The 19,987-nt window shown below is 46.8% G+C and carries 15 protein-coding genes, 1 tRNA gene and 1 pseudogene; 3 read left to right on the top strand and 14 right to left on the bottom strand.

All coding sequences use genetic code 11. The features are described from left to right. Nucleotides 1–15 precede the first annotated feature (15 nt). From QUB35_RS19645 to QUB35_RS19625, 5 genes and pseudogenes are all read right to left on the bottom strand, one after another. Entirely contained in the window at nt 16–210 is a 195-nt protein-coding gene (locus QUB35_RS19645; RefSeq protein ID WP_333143449.1) for a hypothetical protein, read from the bottom strand. Beyond that, a pseudogene (ltrA, locus tag QUB35_RS19640) lies at nt 210–2,029 on the bottom strand (group II intron reverse transcriptase/maturase). Before ltrA ends, QUB35_RS19645 begins: the two are co-directional and overlap by 1 nt. A gap of 621 nt (nt 2,030–2,650) precedes the next feature. Continuing rightward, nucleotides 2,651–3,844, bottom strand: coding sequence for a transposase (locus QUB35_RS19635; RefSeq protein WP_333143448.1), 1,194 nt, complete (start codon nt 3,842–3,844; stop codon nt 2,651–2,653). Nucleotides 3,845–4,222: 378 nt separating this feature from the next. Next, nucleotides 4,223–5,284 carry a hypothetical protein gene (locus QUB35_RS19630; protein ID WP_333143447.1) on the bottom strand — a complete coding sequence of 354 codons (1,062 nt, stop codon included), beginning with the start codon at nt 5,282–5,284 and terminating at the stop codon, nt 4,223–4,225. A gap of 558 nt (nt 5,285–5,842) precedes the next feature. Continuing rightward, complete coding sequence (locus QUB35_RS19625; protein WP_333055855.1) at nt 5,843–6,517, bottom strand: Npun_F0813 family protein; 675 nt, start codon at nt 6,515–6,517, stop codon at nt 5,843–5,845. Between the two features lie 1,545 nt (nt 6,518–8,062). Between QUB35_RS19625 and QUB35_RS19620 the strand changes: the two genes are divergently transcribed. Beyond that, nucleotides 8,063–8,136, top strand: a tRNA-Arg gene (locus QUB35_RS19620). Nucleotides 8,137–8,219: 83 nt separating this feature from the next. Here QUB35_RS19620 and QUB35_RS19615 read toward each other — a convergent pair. From QUB35_RS19615 to QUB35_RS19575, 9 genes are all read right to left on the bottom strand, one after another. After that, nucleotides 8,220–8,498 carry a flagellar alpha dynein gene (locus QUB35_RS19615; RefSeq protein ID WP_333143446.1) on the bottom strand — a complete coding sequence of 93 codons (279 nt, stop codon included), beginning with the start codon at nt 8,496–8,498 and terminating at the stop codon, nt 8,220–8,222. Nucleotides 8,499–8,530: 32 nt separating this feature from the next. Beyond that, on the bottom strand, nt 8,531–8,851 hold the full coding sequence (locus tag QUB35_RS19610; protein WP_333140985.1) for a hypothetical protein: 321 nt from the start codon (nt 8,849–8,851) through the stop codon (nt 8,531–8,533). Nucleotides 8,852–8,990: 139 nt separating this feature from the next. Next, on the bottom strand, nt 8,991–12,065 hold the full coding sequence (locus tag QUB35_RS19605) for a DUF5906 domain-containing protein (protein WP_333143445.1): 3,075 nt from the start codon (nt 12,063–12,065) through the stop codon (nt 8,991–8,993). Between the two features lie 554 nt (nt 12,066–12,619). Next, complete coding sequence (locus QUB35_RS19600) at nt 12,620–12,886, bottom strand: hypothetical protein (RefSeq protein ID WP_333143444.1); 267 nt, start codon at nt 12,884–12,886, stop codon at nt 12,620–12,622. 203 nt (nt 12,887–13,089) lie between these two features. Next, nucleotides 13,090–13,647, bottom strand: a complete 558-nt coding sequence (locus QUB35_RS19595; RefSeq protein WP_333143443.1) for a hypothetical protein — start codon at nt 13,645–13,647, stop codon at nt 13,090–13,092. Then, nucleotides 13,638–13,901, bottom strand: coding sequence for a hypothetical protein (locus QUB35_RS19590; RefSeq protein ID WP_333143442.1), 264 nt, complete (start codon nt 13,899–13,901; stop codon nt 13,638–13,640). Before QUB35_RS19590 ends, QUB35_RS19595 begins: the two co-directional genes overlap by 10 nt. Further along, nucleotides 13,902–14,411, bottom strand: coding sequence for a hypothetical protein (locus QUB35_RS19585; protein ID WP_333143441.1), 510 nt, complete (start codon nt 14,409–14,411; stop codon nt 13,902–13,904). Next, entirely contained in the window at nt 14,408–14,989 is a 582-nt protein-coding gene (locus QUB35_RS19580) for a hypothetical protein (RefSeq protein ID WP_333143440.1), read from the bottom strand. The genes QUB35_RS19585 and QUB35_RS19580 overlap by 4 nt, the downstream gene beginning before the upstream one ends. A gap of 231 nt (nt 14,990–15,220) precedes the next feature. Then, nucleotides 15,221–16,654 carry a hypothetical protein gene (locus QUB35_RS19575; protein WP_333143439.1) on the bottom strand — a complete coding sequence of 478 codons (1,434 nt, stop codon included), beginning with the start codon at nt 16,652–16,654 and terminating at the stop codon, nt 15,221–15,223. Between the two features lie 614 nt (nt 16,655–17,268). Here QUB35_RS19575 and QUB35_RS19570 point away from each other — a divergent pair. Both QUB35_RS19570 and QUB35_RS19565 read left to right on the top strand, forming a co-directional pair. Next, entirely contained in the window at nt 17,269–18,795 is a 1,527-nt protein-coding gene (locus tag QUB35_RS19570; RefSeq protein ID WP_445252123.1) for a site-2 protease family protein, read from the top strand. 240 nt (nt 18,796–19,035) lie between these two features. Further along, a complete protein-coding gene (locus QUB35_RS19565; protein ID WP_333101902.1) occupies nt 19,036–19,986 on the top strand; it encodes a hypothetical protein in 951 nt (316 codons plus the stop codon). Nucleotide 19,987: the final 1 nt, after the last annotated feature.

Genomic DNA, 19,987 nt, shown 5'->3' with positions numbered 1-19,987 from the left:
CAGGGGGATTCTTGACTAAGACCATAAAGGGACTTTCAAAGGCGTTATCAATGCGCCTCTACTGACTTCTTTGAGACAAAGCCCCAAAGTTGCCGCTACTTTTCTACCGATAATTAAAGTCAGTGAAGGAGTCGCCTCCTCCACTGCTCTACAAAACGGAACGTGATAGTTTCCCATCATTCCGCTCCTCAATAAAACGGCTGTTGTCATCAGTACGTCATTACCAACATATCGTTTTCCCACGCCCAAAGGCTTGGTTCCACTGGTGGCTTAGGTTTAGCACTTTTGCAGCTAGATTTGTTACCGAGACTACCATCATTGGCAGTCTTTGTGTCATGGCAATGTCGATGAAGTAGCTGCCAATTATCATACAATTCCCTTCCACCTTTCGATTTGGGGATGATGTGGTCAACCTCTATCGAATCTCCATCTTTGAAGTAGTTATCGCAGTGAGCGCATTTCCCTTTTTGTCGCTTGAGTAGTTTAGCCACTCTTACGGGTATTTCGGGGTGTACTCCCATTCTTGAACTCCAATATATCCAGTCCCCGTCATAGGGTGATGCCATCCCTTTTACTTTTACATAGCGTTTTATTTCAGTGGAGCTATGTTGTATGAGCTTTAGAGGATTGTTACCCTCTCCGGTTGCGAACACCCAGTTATTGCCTTCTACGGTTTTGAAGTATTTAAGGCGTGTCCACCCTCTGCCCTTGTTCCTATGACGATGGCGACCCCATTTGAGGAGCTTCCAAACCACTAAGTGCCATAGCCTATCAAATACTTTCTGACTGACGACTGTTGAGAAGTAGTTACACCAACCCCTAATGATAGGATTGAGATTTTTTATTAAAGTCGCTTGGTTTAACCCACGTGATTTATTTATTACTTCCGCAACTTTTCTGTAGTGCCTTTTCTGACTTTCCTTGCTGGGGGTGATAATAGTTTTAAAGCCCAATAAAGTGCCTCTGGTTCCCTTACTTGAGTTGTGTTTTCCTACTGGAAACTGCTTGATGTTGAATCCTAGAAAGTTAAATCCCGGTTTTTCACCATCTAGTTTATTCAGGGTGTGGGCTAATCTTGTTTTACTCGGCTTTAATTCTAACCCAATGTCACTTAACCACTTCTCTATCTCAACCTTACACAGCTTCACAACTTCTAAATCCTCATGGAGGACTACGAAATCGTCCGCATATCGTATCAGTGAAATCGATTTGATTTTGTCTCGTAATCCATAAGTATGACCACGATAGTCTCTCATCTCGAATTTTGGGGCTAAACCCCTAATCAATTCCTCAATCCCATGTAAGGCGACATTGGCGAGTAGAGGAGAAATCACCCCGCCCTGTGGTGTCCCTTCATCAGTTGGGAACAGCTTGTTTCCATCCATAACACCAGCTTTTAACCAAGCTCGGATTTGTCTCCGTAGGGTAGGATAGGTATTTAATTTTGAGAGAAGTACATCATGGTTAATGCGGTCGAAACATTTACTAATGTCGGCATCCAGAACATATTTTGATTTCTGACTTACCGCATTGAATATTGCTCCTATCGCATCGTGGCACGAGCGTCCTGGTCTGAACCCGTATGAGTTAGGTTCAAATCGCGCTTCCCATTCTGGTTCTAACACCAGTTTGACTAACGCGCGGCATCGCTCGGTCTTCCATTGTCGGTATACCTAAAGGTCTTTCCTCATCTGTCCCTGGTTTGGGTATCCAAACCCGGCGTGTTGGTTTAACCTTAGAACCCAATGATATTTTATTTATCAATGCGAGACGTTGCTTTGGATTCAGTGATTTAACACCGTCTACGCCTGCTGTCTTCTTGCCTTGATTATCCTGAGTTACCCGACGAACCGAAGCGGCTTTTGCTGCCCAAGAGCTTATCAAAAGTTTCTGGAGTCTGCGTACTAGCTTGACATCACCACGATTAGACGCTTGATATATCCGATGAATGCAATTTAAAAACGTTACGCTCTAGCTTTCGCCAGTTGATATCGTTCCATTCATACATCGGTTTTTCTGCCGTGTTCATAACTTATTCATTGCTACTTGTAGCTATACCATCCGTATTACCGTAAGTCCGTTAGCATATCCTCACCATTACAGTGAGACGTTGGCTTTTGACTCAATCTCTACCACCTGTTACCTGGAAATCCAGATATTTCGTCTTAGCTGACTGCTCGAAGTTTTCGACCTCTCCGAGAGTAATCAGGTGGGTTACTTCGTTCCTCACAACCATTGGTTTGTTCCGTTAGGATGTCACCTTTTCACCGAGTTTTTGGGTAACGTAGGTATGTCGAGCCAAATTCTCATACCACCCTGTACTAATGCCCTTTTGGGACTGCCAGCGCATGAAGCCTTATTTCGCTGGTTCGGCGTAACGGTGATTCACGCAGTGACTTCGCTTTCGCTATCCGTAGGAACTTGCTCACGGGATACCACTTTAGGCTAGTAGCTCTTTCCGCTTTTTATCCCCGCTTCACCGATTGATGGCTAGTCTCTACAGTGGGGGATATGCTTTCACCTCTACGTTTGGGGGGCAGGGTTTGACGCTTTCTAGGATACTTACGCTCACCTGCAAGGTTGTGAAGTTGTCATCTACAAGGGATTAAAGTGCGAACTCAATCCTAATGGATTACCCTGTAGAAGCCAGTCATCCCCCGATTTCTCGGTTTCGACTGAACGAATCGCACTTGCCTGCCCCATTGCAATCAGCATTAATCAACAAACCTTCAAGAGTACGGTACAATCCGCGCTTAATTCTTTGACCGCAAGGTTGCCACCCTTCTGGTTTTTCGCAGAATTTAGGTAGCAAATCAAGATCGATAAAGGAAGCCTTCGACGTATACGACTCTTCGGTTTCCACAAACCGAATCCCGTACTGCTCGCATAACTGAGCAATACGGGATTTTAGCCGGCCAGTTGGAATCTGAACAAAATTTTGATTAGTTTTATTTCCTAAACTAATACCATTTTTCATGACAGCATTCCAGCCGAATACTACAGTACCAATTTTATTGAGCAAGCAATGATTTATTACTTTTCGAGCTGCTTTGTTGACAGCATCCCGCATGGTGCGATTGCGATTCTCAGTTAAACCCTCCAATCGTTTTGACCAGTAACCATTCGCTTTCCCTGACATCAAAAACGCAACACGCTTGTTATATCCTTGATTGATGGACTTCAGATGTCGTCCGTCAATTATTAAGCTAGTCCCCACATTGCTGATACAAGTCAACCAATTGTTCATCCCGTGGTCGATCATCAAGACCTTGGATTGGTCTACCTCTACTTGGACATCTTTCAGTTTGTAAATCAACTCTAAATAGAAGGCACCGTTTCGAGGTAGAATCCTATATTCTCTGATTGCTTTGTAGTCGAGATTGGTAGGCTGAGGAAGATAGAAAGCATCCAAGCCGAACCAAGTTTTAACCTTGCTGCCCAATGGGAATCTCAGTAGTCCATCCTTAAGCCGGACAGAGCGACCTGTATAAGTCACTAAAGCTAGACCGCCTTGTCGATAATTCGGTAATCTAGGTCTTTGGGTTACAGTGCCTTTGCGAATTCCTCTCAGTAGTCCAATGTAGGATTTAAAAGACTCAGCGACGGTAGTTAAAATCTGTTGCGCGGTATCCGAATAAAATGCTTTGTAATGCAAGTTCTGGTTTTCTGTACCAAGCACTTTGTGCAACTGGGCCCTACTCGGTATCTTGCCTGTCTTGAAGTACATTTGGCGAGCATAATATATTCCGCAGTTCGTCAACTTTGACGACTCGCTACAAAGGAATTCTAGAATTGCTTTTAAGTCTGTATTGGGACTTATTAGATTTTGTTGGCATCCAAACATATTCTCTTTCCTCCCTGTTAAATTATACTATCATAGTAGGATTTCATCCGGTCAAAAATAAACAATATAATTCTGTTTATGTTCATGATTTGACCCCTGCTGTAGATCGATCTACAGCAGGGGTCAAATCTGTCGTAGCCTATCTTCTGCTATGAAGGAATTAATTGAGGATAAAGATGTTAGGCGACGGTCGTCGCTGCCGCTTTCCTCCCCATGTCTAAAGCCAGGGCTTCTCGCTCGTTTTTTGGTGAAAAGACGCAGGCTAGCAGTCAGCGAACTGTGATTTTTCATTTTCGATTTCAAGCTCACAGATGCCGACAAGGGCCAAACAGCTTTCGCGTCCCCATCGCTTGCCAAAGCAACCCTAACCTCAAATCGCTAGGCTGCGCGACGACTGCGCCTGCTCTGGCGAGAACGGGTTGAGATGTCATGTTCCAAGATAGCTCCAATTCCGAACAGGATGGCGCTGAAAACAAAAAAGACTTCGAGCAAACTGCCGCTTTGATAAGTACCCTCAGCCTGAGTATCGCGCCATTTAAAGTACATATCTGCGATGTAAAGCGAAAAAGTTGCCGCCGCAATCATTCTCCAAGATTGGGAAAAACGTCCTCCCCAAAACGCCAGCAGCAATGCAGTAGCAATAATCAGCAGAAAAACGTCCCCGACGATGTAAAACAAATTGATTGCATAGGCGTAAGGCGACAGTTGCTTGTCAAGTGCTATTACCCATGCGGGAGTTTTACTTGGTTCTGCTGCTGCTTCTTCTTCTTCGGGTGCGGATTTAGCAGCAGTCGCGGCTGTTCCTTTTACCATGGAGTTGGACGAATTTTCTAAACCAGGCCCTTTTGCCCCAGGCGCTGGCGCAGAGCCTGTCACTACTTCCTGGGTGGCTGCTGGAGACATTCCTAGCTGTAGCCTCCAAGACTCAGGTGCAGCAACCCAGATAGCTACAGCAATCCCGAAGGCTGCAATTCCCGCTAACAAAGCCCACTGCCAAATTTCTAGATTCAGCCGTTTGGAAGTCACAGCGATCACCATGCCCCCAATCAGTACCACATAGCTGCCCAGATAAAAGGCATCTGCGGGGGACACGTCCGGGTCGGCCTCGAAATACAGTTCCCAAATGCCAAATAGCACACCGCCGATAAAATAGAACAGCATCCCCAGACCAATGCCCAGCCAGACGTTGCGCCCGCTGACCATGTGCGGGCTTTGCCAGTTTCTAAAACAAACTAATGCAGCTCCCAGGTATGCCCCGCATTCAAAAATATAAGTGCCGATCGAGTACCACAGAGGTAAACCCTCTTCTGCTGAGAGGGGGACGCTGAACAGCAAAAAGAACAGCAGCGCCATGACAGCCCAGACAATGCCCACAATCACTAGGGTCTGAGCTGACAGTAAAGATGAAGATGTAGATGACTTTTCTGAAGTGCTACTCATAGGGATTCCACGAGACCTAACTAGCGGTTGAACGCACCCCATCTCAATCTTTGATTGGAGATGAGGATTCTTTCGCCAAAAACCTTAAAAAACCTCGATCTGACGCTTCCGGGATAACTGGCGTCCTCAGTGTGTCGTCGGGGCTTTTGCCCTCGTACACTATAGAAAGACTAAGCAAGAATAATATCTATTTACTAATTCAATAAATTAGTTGTTAGTCGATCTTGTACCCGGAAATATAATGATAGACATACGGTAGATGTCTCCACCCTTAAGGTTTTTACAGTACCAAATCTATCTCTGAAATTATACCCTCAAAGGTTGAGGTATCTGTTTTTTTGCTTTCCCATTTCCCTACTCATATCAATGATTCTAGGCGGGTAATGCGATCGAAACTTAGTTAAATTGCCAGACCATAGGTGGCATCCAAACCGAATCAACAATTTGGTTGGTCAATACAAGTTGGCAATCCAACCTGTATATCGCGTACCCCCTACAGCGCAATTATCTAATATCCATTATCTCGACCCAATTGTCTGAGCAATTGTCACAGATTTTCTATCCTGCGATCCACAACTTGTTGAGGGCTGATTGTTTCAGCCAATCTAGAAACTGAGTCCGATCCGGTGCTGGCATATCTTGCAGCACATCGCTCACTCCCTCCGCGAAGTCCGTATTGCCAAAATATGATTTGCCCAAGCGGTGGAGTTCTTGCAATAAGGTCTTGAGATGCTGCTCTTGCCAAGGAGGCACCTTGTGATTTTGCAAGGGACTAACGGTTAGCCAGTTTTTTATCGCATCAGGGGAGTCTGCCTGGGGGAAGTTTCCCTGCTGAAATACCTTGGCGATATCTTTCTGAAACGATGTGGCTTGCCTTGCGCCTAAGAGGTCTTCTACATCGAAGTAAACAGCTTGGAGGAGCAGCAGACAAGCCTGCGCGAACAGTGGTGCTTTGGCTGCTTCATTCCCTGCCGGTTCTTCACCGGCAAGCTGATCTAAACGGACTTTTCCCCAGACGCTATATCTATCCGGCTCTTCTAGCAGAACACAGGCTTTGCCTCGGTTGTCGGTTAAGTCCCGCCACAAGGCTCTGGCGTCTTCTGCTTGCTTGCCGTTGAAGGCGCTGATCAGGCGAAAAGTCTGCCCCTGATAATTGAGAATGGGAATTTGTTGATCCCGTTTTGGGTGTTGAAAATTGGTTATTTCAACATCCTGCCGTTTCAGAATAAACATGACACTGCGATTTGACTCCTGTCATGGCCGAGGTGCTGTGCTTTTGACACTCCCGATGCCTAAAGGCGAAGGGATTCTTGATTCAGCGAGTCCACTTAAATTAGCAGGATTGCTCCCGATCACCCAGAGATGGTTCTGCTACACAAAACTTGGCTAAACTTATTTAAGTCTCACCATTCAATCAGGATTGCTCCTAAAGGGTCTGCTTCCTGTTTCACCCAAGGGAGTCGGCTCCTTCTTGTCCACAGGCGTTAATTTGGGTGTAGCCCGCCCTAATTGAGTTAATTTTAGTTGAAGCTTTTAGCCATGAGTCATCCAATATTTTCAACCAATTTAACGAAACGCGGACTCGCGTTCGACCTTGTAACAGGCTGGTCAGTTTTGACTTGCACGGTGGTTTACTCTCCCAGATAATTAAGCCTTTGTTTTCGGCACTGAGGTAATCATACCGCCCAGAATGTTAACCATTCAAGTTAAGTATGACTAATTTTAGTAAACTTTTTGGCTATTTAGTCCAACTCCTCAAGCGTTCCGATACTTTTTTGCTAACAAATGCTAACAAATATCTAAGCTGAGATTGTCTCTCAGCCTTGGCGTATAAATCAATGCACGAAGGAAAATCCCCCGCGCACAATTTAGGACTGCTGTACTGGCAACGCTTGATTTTCGCGCTCGTGCTGAGCAGGCGATTGACTGTTTTGCTTTGATGCCGTAGAGGAAGCTTATATAAAGGCTCCGTACCATCAGGGATTTTCACCTGAGTCTTTCAATCCTAGTTCTACCACATTTTTATCAAATATCAAGTCGAGCAGAATGTTAGCCAACATAACTCAATATCAGCAAATTAGTCATTCTGACTCAACTCATACCTCAAATCAGGGGACGATCTCTGGTTTGGCGGTAATGGGGTCAGCGTTTTAGGCTTTGCCACTAGGGGAGGTTAACATAACCAATAGACATCGGGGAAAAAGCACCTGTGACTCTTTTGCTGTCTGAGTTCCGTCTTAATGGGGAGAGATATCCGATCGACCAAATAGTTGGGTTTCAACTCGACCTCTAAATACTTTACCCGAGTTCACCAAAAAACGAGCGAGAAGCACCGGGCTACCGACATGGGGAGGAAAGCGGCTGCGACGACCGTCGCCGTGGAATGATCGCAACTTGAGTCGCAATGATATGATAAGTGCAGCGATTAAGAATAACCATCTACGTGTTGAAGCATTTTAGTTTCGGTGAGATTCCGGCACAGTAAGCCACTACTGCCTTTGAGCAGGAAGCCTATTTAACTGACAAAAAATATCAAAATGTGGAGCGTACCTATCTGGCATAAGTGATGGACTCCGAAAGCCGAAAAAAGCCAAAAGTATACGCAAAGCTTGGATTCGTCCATGCTGAGTGGGTAGAGGCGCATTGATAACGCCTTTGAAAGTCCCTTTGTGGTCTAATCAAGAATCCCCCTGATTCATCAGTGAGGAGTATCAAATAATTTACTTGCTCGATCGCACACTGCACCGATACAATAATCTTGTTAGCGATTTTTGAGTTGGGTGCGTAACTCAGTTGGATAGAGTAGCTGCCTTCTAAGCAGCGAGCCGCAGGTTCAAGTCCTGCCGTACCCGTTAGGTAATCCTTTTGCGTAGCAAGGGTTTCAGGTTGACTAAGCTACCGAGAGTCTGGTTTTCCGCTCATCTTTAGCTCAGTCCTACTCTTCTAAGTAGCTGAGTATGTCCAAAACTGCCTCCATATCTGCCAAGTTTGCGCCGGACTTTTTGCGTCTGGTCTTCAACTTGTTAAGCAGGTCGGCCGGCTCTGGAAATTCTGCGACGGTCGGAGCCGAGTTTTTATTTGCTTGCCGATCGCGCTGCGCTTCCTTGAGTTCTTGTTCCAACATCTGCACCTTCAGTCCTAAATCGCCGTTGCGCTCGTGTAACTCATTCAGTTCCTTATCCCATTCTGCAAGCTGCTTGTTGGCCGCTTTCAATTCCTGCCTGAGTGATTCATCGTTGCCGTCACTCAGGCACTCAATTTTCCCAGCCGTTCCTCAATGGCGGCCATCCGTTCCATCACCGGGTCAAGGCGATCGGCTACAGCCTTGTCTACAGTGTCTACAATTTCTGTAGACACGACGCTATCATTGCTTCGTGTAGACAAATCTGTAGACGATGTAGACACTATCGGTGTAGACAAAGTAGACAGCGCTGTAGACGTGCCTGAGACTTCCTTGAGAATGCGTTGTGCAGCTTGACTAAGTGACTCACCGTCTAGCTTCTGAGCTTCTATCCAGTTCAGGAAGTGACCAGAAGCCCTAAACGATACAACTTGACTTTGACTCATTGTAGACACCTGTATACAGTATTTGTCTACAATAACTGATATCTGTCTACAGTGTCAACAGTTTGTAGGCAAAACTTGTAGACATGAAAATCCCCCAGTTAAGGGGGATGGGATTGATCCGTCAGTTGTCAGGCAGTGGCTAAATTTTTCCTTGGAGACGGATGAGTTCAGCAATTCGCTCACGGACTAACTCGTCTTCTCCCTCCAACCAGTCAGCGATAGTAGCAGTGCTGTATTTCCGTCCCGGAGTATTCCATCCGAACATTTGAGTAAGCAGGGCTTGTAAATGTTCAGAATGGTACTCTGGCCACCAGATTAGTGCAATGTCTCGCATTTTTTCTGCGTCCTCTAGGGTGATAACTTCAGGTACTGATGCCACTGCCGGCTCTGACTCCGGTTTTAGCGGGGATTGAGATTGCTGAGGTTGAGTGAGTATGTTTACCATTTTCTCGCGCTCGCTTTGTGGCTGTTTTGAGAACCATTGCAAAAATTCTGTAAAAGGTGAGGAAATTGAGTTGCCAGAGTTGCCAGCGCTCTGTGTAAGGGTTTGTGGGTTGCCAACTGGGTTGCCAACTGGGTTGCCAATATTTTCTGGCAACTCACCTGGCAACCCTGTAACCCTTTCTGCGTCTACTGGCAACCCTGGCGACCCAGTTTTGCCACTTCTTGTGGAACTTTGTACAAAGCTAATTCCAAGCAAGTATTTTTGCCCTCTCCGTTCCATTTCGTCACGACCGTTATATCGGTGAACTTGTACTTTAGGGAAAATCTCGCACAACCTTGAATACAACTGGTTTACAGCTTTCACCGGAGCGTCATATTTATTGGAAAGTTCATTCCAAATCAGCTTCTCCTTGGTGCCACTAGTCTCTCGCTCTAGAATCCCTGCATCCTCATACCAAGCTTGCAATTGCTCCCACAAATCTTTAACCCAGACGCGACCGCCAGACTGAACCTCCAAACCAACCTCGCGGGCAAACTGCCACAAATGCCGGCTTTCCTCCTGAGCTTCTCGCATCGCCTCACGGGTTGCCTTGTAGTCAATCCCCTCTTTTAGTAGCAGTGGCAACCGCTCCAACATCTTGTTGAGCATCGCCGGCGCAATCCGCTCAAGGATAAAGTTCTCATCATCCTTAAAGCGCGGGTCAGCCTCTAATTCACCCTGAGACGGGTCAGCATTGTGCTTGTAAGTCTTCTTGAAACTCAGGATGCCGTAGCGGTCATCAATGGCGGCCGTCCCTCCAGTGATAGAGGGTAGTTTGTTGCAGTTGGCAAAGAAGACGGCCGCAGGCTTGTACTCATAACCATCCTTGCCCTTGCGTTCAATATCAATGATGTCGCCTGTGATTAACTGCTTAAGACTCTGGATGGTGTCGAGGTCTACTTTTGCAGTATTCTCGGAAGCCCAATTACAAATACTTCCTTCAATTCCTGCTAGAGAGAACTTGCGGCCATTGTCATAGGACTTGAAATCTGACAGCGACTTGCCAGTCATCCCCCGCCCAAAGACAGCGGACAACACAGCCCGCAATGTATCCTTGCCGTTAGCCCCCTCGCCGTGGCACAGCAAACCTTTAACGCCCCGTCCCGTCAGCTTGGAGCGAACAAGCTTCAAATTCAACGCAGCAGCAGCAGTCCGCAAAAATACCTCACGCTGCGACGGTTCCAAGCATTCTAAAAGGCGATCGCAATCTGTCGGGTCAATGTCAGGGTCATACTTGCAGCCAACATAGGTATAGACCTGGTTAGGGTCATGTGGCACAAACGAGTGAGAACCGTCAGGGTTAATTTTCACTACCCCGTTAGAGCAGTTCAAGCCGTCAGGATTTATTTTGTTTGGGTCAACCCAGTTCTGATCGATAACCCACGTCAGAATCTCAGTTCTGTTACTAGACCTGGCTCGGTTGTTGACCCAAACACCCTTTACCTTCTCCGCGTAGGTATTGAGCCAGTCACCGATACGGCGCTTTTCCTCGGATTCCGATCGCAATTCGTAGTGACTGCCGACATAGCGATAAAGCTGACCTCCAATAGCTTTCCAGTGACCGTCTGAGTAAAGTGCAGCCTCTGCCTTCTGTACGAAGTTTTGCAGTGCAGTCGGTGCTGTGTCTGGGATGTAGTCACTTTTACTACTGTCATACTTCTGGCATACTACTTCTTCTCGCGTGCGCGGGTGAGGAGTTAAAGAAATATTAGGAGTTAATTCCGTTGCAGTGTTATTGACTGCTTCCTCCATCCGTTGAATAAATTCCTCGCTGTCTATGGCTTCCAAGATTTCTCGGATGTCTCCCGCATCTGGAATATCTGGGTAGATGACACACGGGTCAACAACCACACAAGGGAATCGGATGTGACGGGCAACCAGCCAGACTCCTTGACTTTTCTTGATACCCGCGTCATCGTTATCGCGCAACACTGCAACACTGACGTTTTTGCCTGTCGCTTGCAGAGTTTCGAGCATTATCTGAATTTCGGGGTCACCCCAATTGGAACCTTGCAGCGTTAGTCCTGCGATGCCGATGCCCCTCGCACGGTCTACATTGTCTTCCCCTTCAAGCGTCAGAACGAGAACGGGTTCACCGTCTGGTAGTGCTTTTAGTAGTTCGACAACTTCATCAATCCGATATGCCGGCCAGCGAGTATCGCCTTTGCTCCAGACTTCCTTGCCACTGGGGTCGATGTGAATTTGGCGACAGGTTTTGTCGCGTCCCTTTGGTTTACTTGCATCGGGCCAATCAAACCGCAAAACCTTTTGAGTGTCGCTGTAGGCGTAGGTGATTTGTGTAGCACTATCTGGAACGCCTTTAGGGAAGTATTTAGGTTGTTCGGTTCGGGGTGGTTTTCCGGGTGCGGGTAATCTCAGAAGTTTCGCGCCGATCGGAACTGGTACGGGTAGGTATTCCTTCTTTTTGGCTTTTGGCTTTGATGCCTGTGGTTTACTTACCTGTTGCTTAAGTTTTTCTTCCTCGCACTCTGCTAAAAATTCAGCCAGTGGCCGGATAGCTTCCCGAATATCAGCGGTTGAGCAAGCGTTTGTCCAGCACTGGTACTTACCGTTCTTGGAGTTAATCCCTAAACTGTGGCCCTCGCAAACAGGGCAAATATAGTAATTTTTGGCTTTGCCTGGTTCCAGTTTGTTGAGATGGTCGCGGATGTCGAATTTTTTGGGGGTGCTTGAAATTTGCTCGTTATCTGGAGTAGAATTGTCGTACATAAATTTAGCTCGCCCACAGCGAGTCTGAATGTGGATAAAGCCTCAAAACCGTTGCGTAAGGGTTCCAATCTTCGAGCAGCGGTTTTTTGGTGTTTAGTTAGGTTTTTGAAAAATTGAAAGCTCAAGTGGAACCAGCTTTTCTGGCGTCAGGGTATGACGTTAAAAAGCCAGTCTTCCTCGTGCAAATGAGAGTCCAGCTTAAGTTTTGGTGGGTCGTATGCACGCGCAGTCGTTTCACGGTACTGCCTGTCTATCGGGTCTTAACCCGCCCCTCCTAGCAACCTACTTTGGGAGATTCCCGGATTCATTCGTCACCATCGACCGAGCAACAAACCCACCTACTCTTTCTCTTGCAAAGCATTTCTTTGGGCTGCCTACCGGATGCACCCCGATTGCTCAAGGTTGAGGCTCCACCACTTTAAATTCTAGGGCTTACCCGACCGCAACTGACACCACTTCGTTAAAATTTTGGCGTCAACTTGTCCGATTGAAATCATTTCCCCTACAACAAAAATCATCGCGGACAAGCTGCCACTCAAAATTTTTGTCAGTTGCTACTTAGTGTCGCTGTAATTTCTAGGGTATGGTAACTGAGGACGAGCTTTATATCCAGGAAGCGGACAATCGGGAGGAGTAATGAAAAAAGCTACAGAAGCAGGAAGTTGCCCTTCATTTGCATCCATATAAGAAACTACTTGCAAAATCCTCTCTACATAAAGCGCAGGTATCCGTACCAACTTAGTTTTTCCAGCAACTTGCCATTTATAAGGTCTGCCCGCCCGCAACCTCAAACCGCCTACCTTGTTTTTTTTGACTCTCATTTTGTTACACAATTAACTTTTGGTTACACAATCACATTTAGCTACAACCCTTACTCTGTATCCCCCCTAAGTATTATATTTCTTTATCTTATTTCTGTTATACCGGGTATTACTCGCCCCGGTTGGCCTGCGGCGCCATAAATTCTAACTATCGCGGCTGGGGGGGCGGGCCATACCCGGCTCCCCCCCCCCAGCCCACGTTTTCATCCTCCTTCTATTAAGCGTTTATACTCAGATTCAGCAGCTTTGTATTTTGGTGAGCCTCCCTTGCTAACCCCCCATACCTCAAGGATGATTTTCGCTTTACCCCATCCCTTAGCCTTCAGTTGCAGCGCTCGTTCAGCGCGTTCTGATTCAGCGTTCTGAGAGTCGTTCTGTTCGGGTTCAGCTAGTTGTTTTTGGGCGATCGGTTCTGATTCCTCTTCCCCGTCATAAGTCAGTGCCAGTAAGCGTTCTAGCTGTTCTCGCGGGTTCAAAATTTGTTCAGCTTCTTGCTGTCGCTGTTGTTGAGAAATGTAAACAGATGTACTGATTTCGTCAATCGTATCAGCCTTGATAGCCTTAGCTTTCATCGCCTCGATTTCATCTTGTTCTGACTGTTCGCGAGCGATATTACCAGCGACCACAGAGCAAGCGATCGCAGCACACAAACTGACACCTTGCAGTGCTTTATGAGTGTTTAGCTTTTTGTCCAGGGCTGCTAGTGGAGTCAGCCACAACACGACAGAGGACGCGCTCAATACAAACAGTTTTAGCTGCATAGAAACACCCCCAAACCAATCAACAGCATCGCTAAACCGCCGATTAAAAGCGCTTGTAAATCGGCCACTGAAACCTTAAGCAACTTACTCAGGGAGTAGTCAAGTAACCAGCTCAACCCCCAAGCAATCGCAATCGCTGCTAGCAAGAATAAAACGGCTTTCATTGCCATCGGATGCAGACTCGCTATCCACCCCAAAAGGGAGAAAGCGACGCATCCGGCAACGAAGTAGTTAGCCAGATACATCGCTTTCATTTAGTGAGTCCCTCCTGTGAGTTTTGCCTTGATTTCATCAATGCGAGTCCGAGCATCACTGTCAGCCTTATCAATCCCTAAACCCAGTCGGGCATAGCCGGGACGCAAACTGTGCAAGTGCTTAGCTAGTCGAGTGTCTGAGCGTTTTTTGCCCAGTTCATTATCGGCCACAGCACCCTCATATTTGCGGTGATGACGGTGAACTTTAGCATCGGCTTCTTCAACTTTTGCCAGCGCTTCATAGGCACGTTTAGATTGTTTTGCCCCGTCTGTTTTCTCCTTTGCTAAATCCTTCATAGCGTCCGCTTCTTCCTTCGTGAAATAGCGCGGTGCTGGTACAACTGGAGCACTACGAATGCTGGAAAAGTTACCAGGATTTAGCGGTGTGATGACACTTGCGTCGGTGCTTGCCAAAACTTTTGATTTGTCGATAGCGTGTCCGCCGTCGTTGCTAGCCGTGAGTTTTCCAGCATCAGAATTTCCGCCAAAAAGGCGTAGTTGTAAGCTCATAATTTTGTCCCGATTTGAATGTTGATGCGAACTGGGGAGGGAAATAAATTCAAGGGGTTGATTTGTCGCCACATAGACATAGCCAGCACAAACACCCCCGCCGATGTGAGTACGAGTGCAATGAGTTGAGAGATGTCAACCCAGTCTAAAAAGCTGGTGGAAGTCTGGCGGGTGAAACCGCACACAGGGAATGAACCGTCGTTAGTCCAATCAAGGGTGTCTACAGTGTCTACACCCTCCATGTCTACAGTGTCTAGCGCTGTGTCTAGTGGTTCCGTCAAGGTATACAAACAGTCGGACTGCTTGCGACTGTTTGCGACTGTTTCACCTGTGTCAAGCGGTTCAGGTGTTGTGTCTAAAGTGTCTAGCGGTGTGTCTAGTAGAGTATCTAGTAGAGTGTCTACATTCACTGTGTCAAATGATTCACCGGCAACGAGGTACAGTTCCAGCAGTGCTTCCCATGTAGCAGTTTTGCTGAGTTTCCCAAACTGTCTGGCGTCTTCGTTGGTGAAACCACGGTCAAAGGCGATCGCCTTTAATTGGTCAATGCGACGGTAGCTGACGGTAGGTTTAGTCATGGCAAAACCCCGTCAACTCAATCATTAAGAGTTGCGATCGTCCGTTAGGACAATCGGCTGAAAGTGGCATAATTTATAGGCTCCAAACGTTGTAAGAGAACGGTTTGGGGAAGTCGTGGTTTGGCTAGCATTTCCAGTGCTCGTCAACCGCGCATCAATCTTCCTTAGTTACTCACGATTGCAGACTTCCACTTCCTTGTCAACACAGGAAGTGTAAAGTTTTGTTTCAAATTATTCGGCAAGCAACTCCATCACTTCGTCGGGCGTAATGCCATAAATAGCGGCTAGCAGTTTGACATTTTTCACATCACTTCCTAGCTGTTTAAGCACTCCAATTGCACTACCCAATGGAATAGCTTCTGTTGTGGACTGAGTTAGTAAATCAATCGTTGTCTGAGTATTGGCTCGTTTTTTATAAGTACCTTCATTCATCTGTGTTGAATGCCCCAAACTCTTAGCTCTTGTCTCCTGAGACATCCCCGCCATTTGACCGTTGAGATTCGCTAAGTGACGTAAAGCGTGGGTTTGGGTAAAGCCTTTGTCCCATCTTCTTAAGATAGTTTGTGCGCGGTCACTGTATAGCCCACTAATCGTCTTTGGATTGTTTGACGATGTTCTAACATCAGGCAAGTTGCCTGATTTGATTTCTAAACATTCCATCAAGTCAGGATGAGTAGGAGGGAGCATGGGTATACACAACCTGTAGCCCGTCTTGGTTGTAGTATCTAGTAAAGTCTTATCGCCTACTACGGCAATCATTTGTTTGTTTACCGGTTCATTCAAGGCAGGAATAATAACACCATCTTTCGTCTTAAATGGCTTGTCAATATTCTGAATCGCAAAAACTTCATGAACTCGAAAGCCATACACCAACTGCATTGAGAATACCCACATCCACCGCCTACGTGATTCCAAATGGTATCGTTTGTTGTTGGGAACATCTAAAACCACTTCGCGAAGTTTTAAAAACTCATCAACCGATAAAGTTTGAAGGTCTTCACGAAATTCTGTTTGTCTACCGTCAATCTCTTTGAGCCTGCCCAATAAGTCGGCACTGTCAATAGTCTCAGCAAGCTTTTTCATGGCACACAAGCAATTTTTAAAGCACTTGGTTCCTTGTTTTTTACCGTTAACTGCGGACAGAACATCTGTTAGGTTTACGACCCTATCTTGTGGCAACAGCTTATAGTAGTCACCGTAAACGGCACTCCAAGTACGTTGCTGACTAATACTACTCCTGTCACGTTGTTGACGGCGTTTAGTGCGTCCATCCCAGTATTCTTTCTCTACTTTTGTTATCGCCTGACCAAACGTTATCAAATCATTTTTGATGACGTTTTTATCCAAAATAACATCATCATACCAGGCTAAAAACCGACTCTCGCTAGAGAAGGACTGTAAACCGCTAGCAACTAGATGAGCTTTCCTCAGAGCATCAGTGATACCTTGCATGGTCAGGTAGCACCCACAAGTCTTGTTGACCCGCTTGTCACCTAACTTGAATTGCAACGTTATGTAACCACCGCTCGCTTTCCTGTCTCTTTTTAGCCCTACGCCCTTGGGGCATTCTTTCTGTGCTTGTTGGAAGTAGTCTAGAATCCGCTCGTAGCCAATAAGGTAGTCTGCGGTGGTACTTGCAGTGACAGGATTAGATTTTTCGCTCATCTCTCGCTCCCTACTCTGATAGTGCTGAGTTCGACTGATGTACTCAGCCTACAGCAAGTCGCTCAGTGTTCGCTCAAATCAAAAACAGGACTTTCAGAGTGGGTGCAAAAAATGGCTAGAACGACGGAAATTCGTAATTCAAGAGCGAGGCTTTGATTCAAGTCCTGCCGTACCCGTAGATAAAACCTAATAGCATCAACGCTTTGAGCCGTTCTTTACCGAAAAGTAGAGAGCGGCTTAAACCTTATTTGTTTCGCATTTGTTTCGCATTTTGTTTCGCACAACAAATGCGAAACACTGCCTATCTGGGTCAGGTGGTATCCCGGCATCCTGTCGGTAGACACTGCTACCCTTCTGAGTATAGGTTTGCCACAGCCGATGTGGTATCATAAAAAGTCGATTGTGTCAATAGCCTAGCTCCTGCGATGTTCAAACAGCAACAGCAGGTTGTGGGCCGAGTAGCCCTCAGAGGTTATCCTTAGTAATCAGGCTAGTTTCCGACAGGTTTGGATATGTTCCCAACAACTCTATTTCATGTTCCCCAAAATTTAATGCTATTACTCGACCGCAGCGCGATCGACCAATTAAAGCCCCTATTGGCGCAAGCAACCGGAATGCCTATAGTTGCATCGGAAAATACGGCAACAATTGCGCTCGTATTGGTTGCTCTGGGAATTCTGGGTTGGGGATTTTATCGCGCCAGACCTTTTGGCAAACTGGGAATTTTGGCTTGGTTGCAGTCTGTTGCGCTGATGAGTCCCTGGCTGCTGTTCTTTGGTTTGTTCGCCGCCGGAATTTACCTCAATCTAGTGGCGGTATTGTTGCTGCTAGTGGCATCCACGGGATTGTACATTTATCTGGGCCGGCAATTGCGTAAGGCTGCATCTGATACAGTGCTGCCGAGGCCGGATGCTGCTGAGGTAAAGTCCCAAAGCGATGCTTTCTCGGCCCCTGAGTCGCAGCGACCACCAGGCCCAGAAACCATTAAGATCGTCACCTCGTCGCCTGCGAATAATGAATCAGAAATAATTCCTGTTCCAGTTGAAGACCTCAAGGCAATTAAAGGCATCTTTGGAATTGATACTTTCTTTGCCACAGAAACGATTCCCTATCAAGATGGGGTAATCTTGAAAGGCAATCTCCGGGGAGACCCAGAACAAGTACACTCACGTTTGACGGCAAGTTTGGAAGAAAGATTAAACGATCGCTACCGCCTATTTTTAGTAGAAAATCAGGACGACAAGCCCGTAGTTATTATCTTGCCCAGCACCAACGACCCGCAGCCAACAACCCTGTCTCAAAAAATCCTAGCAGTCGTGCTGCTGCTGGCAACAATTGCTACTAGCTTAGAGACAGGCGGTTTGCTGCTAGGTTTCGATTTCTTTAACTCGCCGGCTAGATATCTAGAAGTTTTGCCAATTGCAGCCGGAATTTGGGCGGTTTTAGGCTCTGGGGAAATTGCTCGCCGAGTGCTGGCAAATCGGTACAAGGTTGGCTTGAGTTGGCCATTTTTTATACCAACTTTGCAGATAGGTTGTTTTGGAGCGATCGACCGTTTTGAGTCGCTGCTGCCCAACCGTAAAGTTTTGTTTGACATTGCTTTTGCCGGGTCAGCGGCTGGGGGAATAGTTTCTGTGCTAATGCTGGTAACGGGTTTGCTGCTGTCTCACCCCGGCAGTTTGTTTCAAATTCCCGCAGAATTTTTCAAGGGCTCGGTTTTGGTGGGAACTTTGGCAAAAGTGGTTTTGGGTTCGGCGTTGCAGCAGCAGATTGTTGACGTTCACCCGCTGGTAGTTATCGGTTGGTTGGGCTTGGTAATAACGGCGATTAATTTGATGCCGGCGGGACAGTTGGACGGGGGTAGAATCGTGCAAGCCATCTACGGTCGGAAAATAGCCAGCCGCACTACTTTGGCGACTTTTGTGGTGCTGGCCATCGTTTCTTTAGTTAATCCTTTGGCTCTGTATTGGGCGATCGTGATTCTGATTTTACAGCGGAATCTGGAGCGGCCGAGCCTCAACGAGCTGACTGAGCCTGACGACGCTCGCGCGGCTTTGGGTTTGCTAGCTTTGTTCTTGATGATTGCTGCCCTGTTGCCTTTGACTCCGGCTTTGGCTGGCCGTCTGGGAATCGGGAACTAGCAGTAGTCGGGCATCTTTGGTAATAGGCTCTTGGGTTGCGGTAAATTAGTGGAATCTAGGAATTGAGCGATCGAAGTGGGAACTGAAGGGCGATCGGGTTCCTAACTACTAATTTCCAATTAAGATCCCCGCCCTGGGCAATTTATCTATTACCAAAAGTTGATTTTTTTATAACCCAAAATTTGTTTAAACTTGATCGATTAAGTTTAAATAACTTATCTGAGCCTATAGGATAAAGTCATGGCTAATCAACTTCCTCCTGTATTGGTAACTTTTGATGCAGATGTTTTAATGACGGGCCGAACCCAAGTGTGGCAAGAATATTCCAAGGTGGGAACTTGCTATATCCCGGAAGTAGTGTACGACGAAATAGATCGTCTGACAGGGCAAGCGGTGGAAAAAGCTCAAGAGCAAGTAGCTAGAGAGTTTATGCGATTTTTTGCCGACAGTGGCTGGATTGCAACTGACGCTCAGGAAACACACCGAGCTCTGGAACCTTCGATCAAAAATCAAAGCAAGCCAGCAATGCTCGTGGTGGCGACGGCTCAGTGCGTTTACGGTTTGGCTCAGGAACACCCGGAGGCATTGGTGATTTTTGTGTCCAATAGCCAGCCTCTGCTGAAGCGGCTGGCTTCTGTAGGCGCTACGAATCTCTGCGGGATTACCGGGGCGATGCTGTTAAATTGGGCGAGGAAAGGGGAACGCCCGCCGGCGGCGACTCAGCAATTGCAAAGTTTGATGCGTACCCTCGCCGAGCGCAAATCGACTCAGCGCCCTAACAGCAGAATTCAGGATGCTGCTGTTGGCCAAACGGGGGCTTCTGCTAGCAAGTTAACGGGAACCCGCGGCGCTTCTGAGCTAAAGTCGCCCAGCAGTTTTACTAAAACTAATAAAACGGGTTTGACTCAGAAGCGCAGTGCGAGTTCGCGGCCCAAAACGCCGCCCCGCAATCGCGAGGAGTCGAGAGATTACGAGCCGGCTGTATATCGCATGAAACATATTACACCTCCGAAAAAAAGGGACAGCGGTTTTCTGTCTACTGTGTTCAATTTTTTGGGAGCGTTATTTTTCTTGACGGTAGCGGTAGGTATTTTGTGGCGAGTGTTCGATGTTAAGGGTTTTAGAAAGACTTTTGTGCCGGCTCTACCACAGCCTGTGCAACAATTTGTTAAGTCGATCGACCCTAAATAAT

It is taken from the genome of Microcoleus sp. B13-B6, assembly GCF_036705405.1.
Taxonomy (GTDB): Bacteria; Cyanobacteriota; Cyanobacteriia; order Cyanobacteriales; family Microcoleaceae; genus Microcoleus.
Note: the sequence above shows the minus strand (reverse complement) of the source record. Positions and strands in the feature narration are given on the sequence as shown.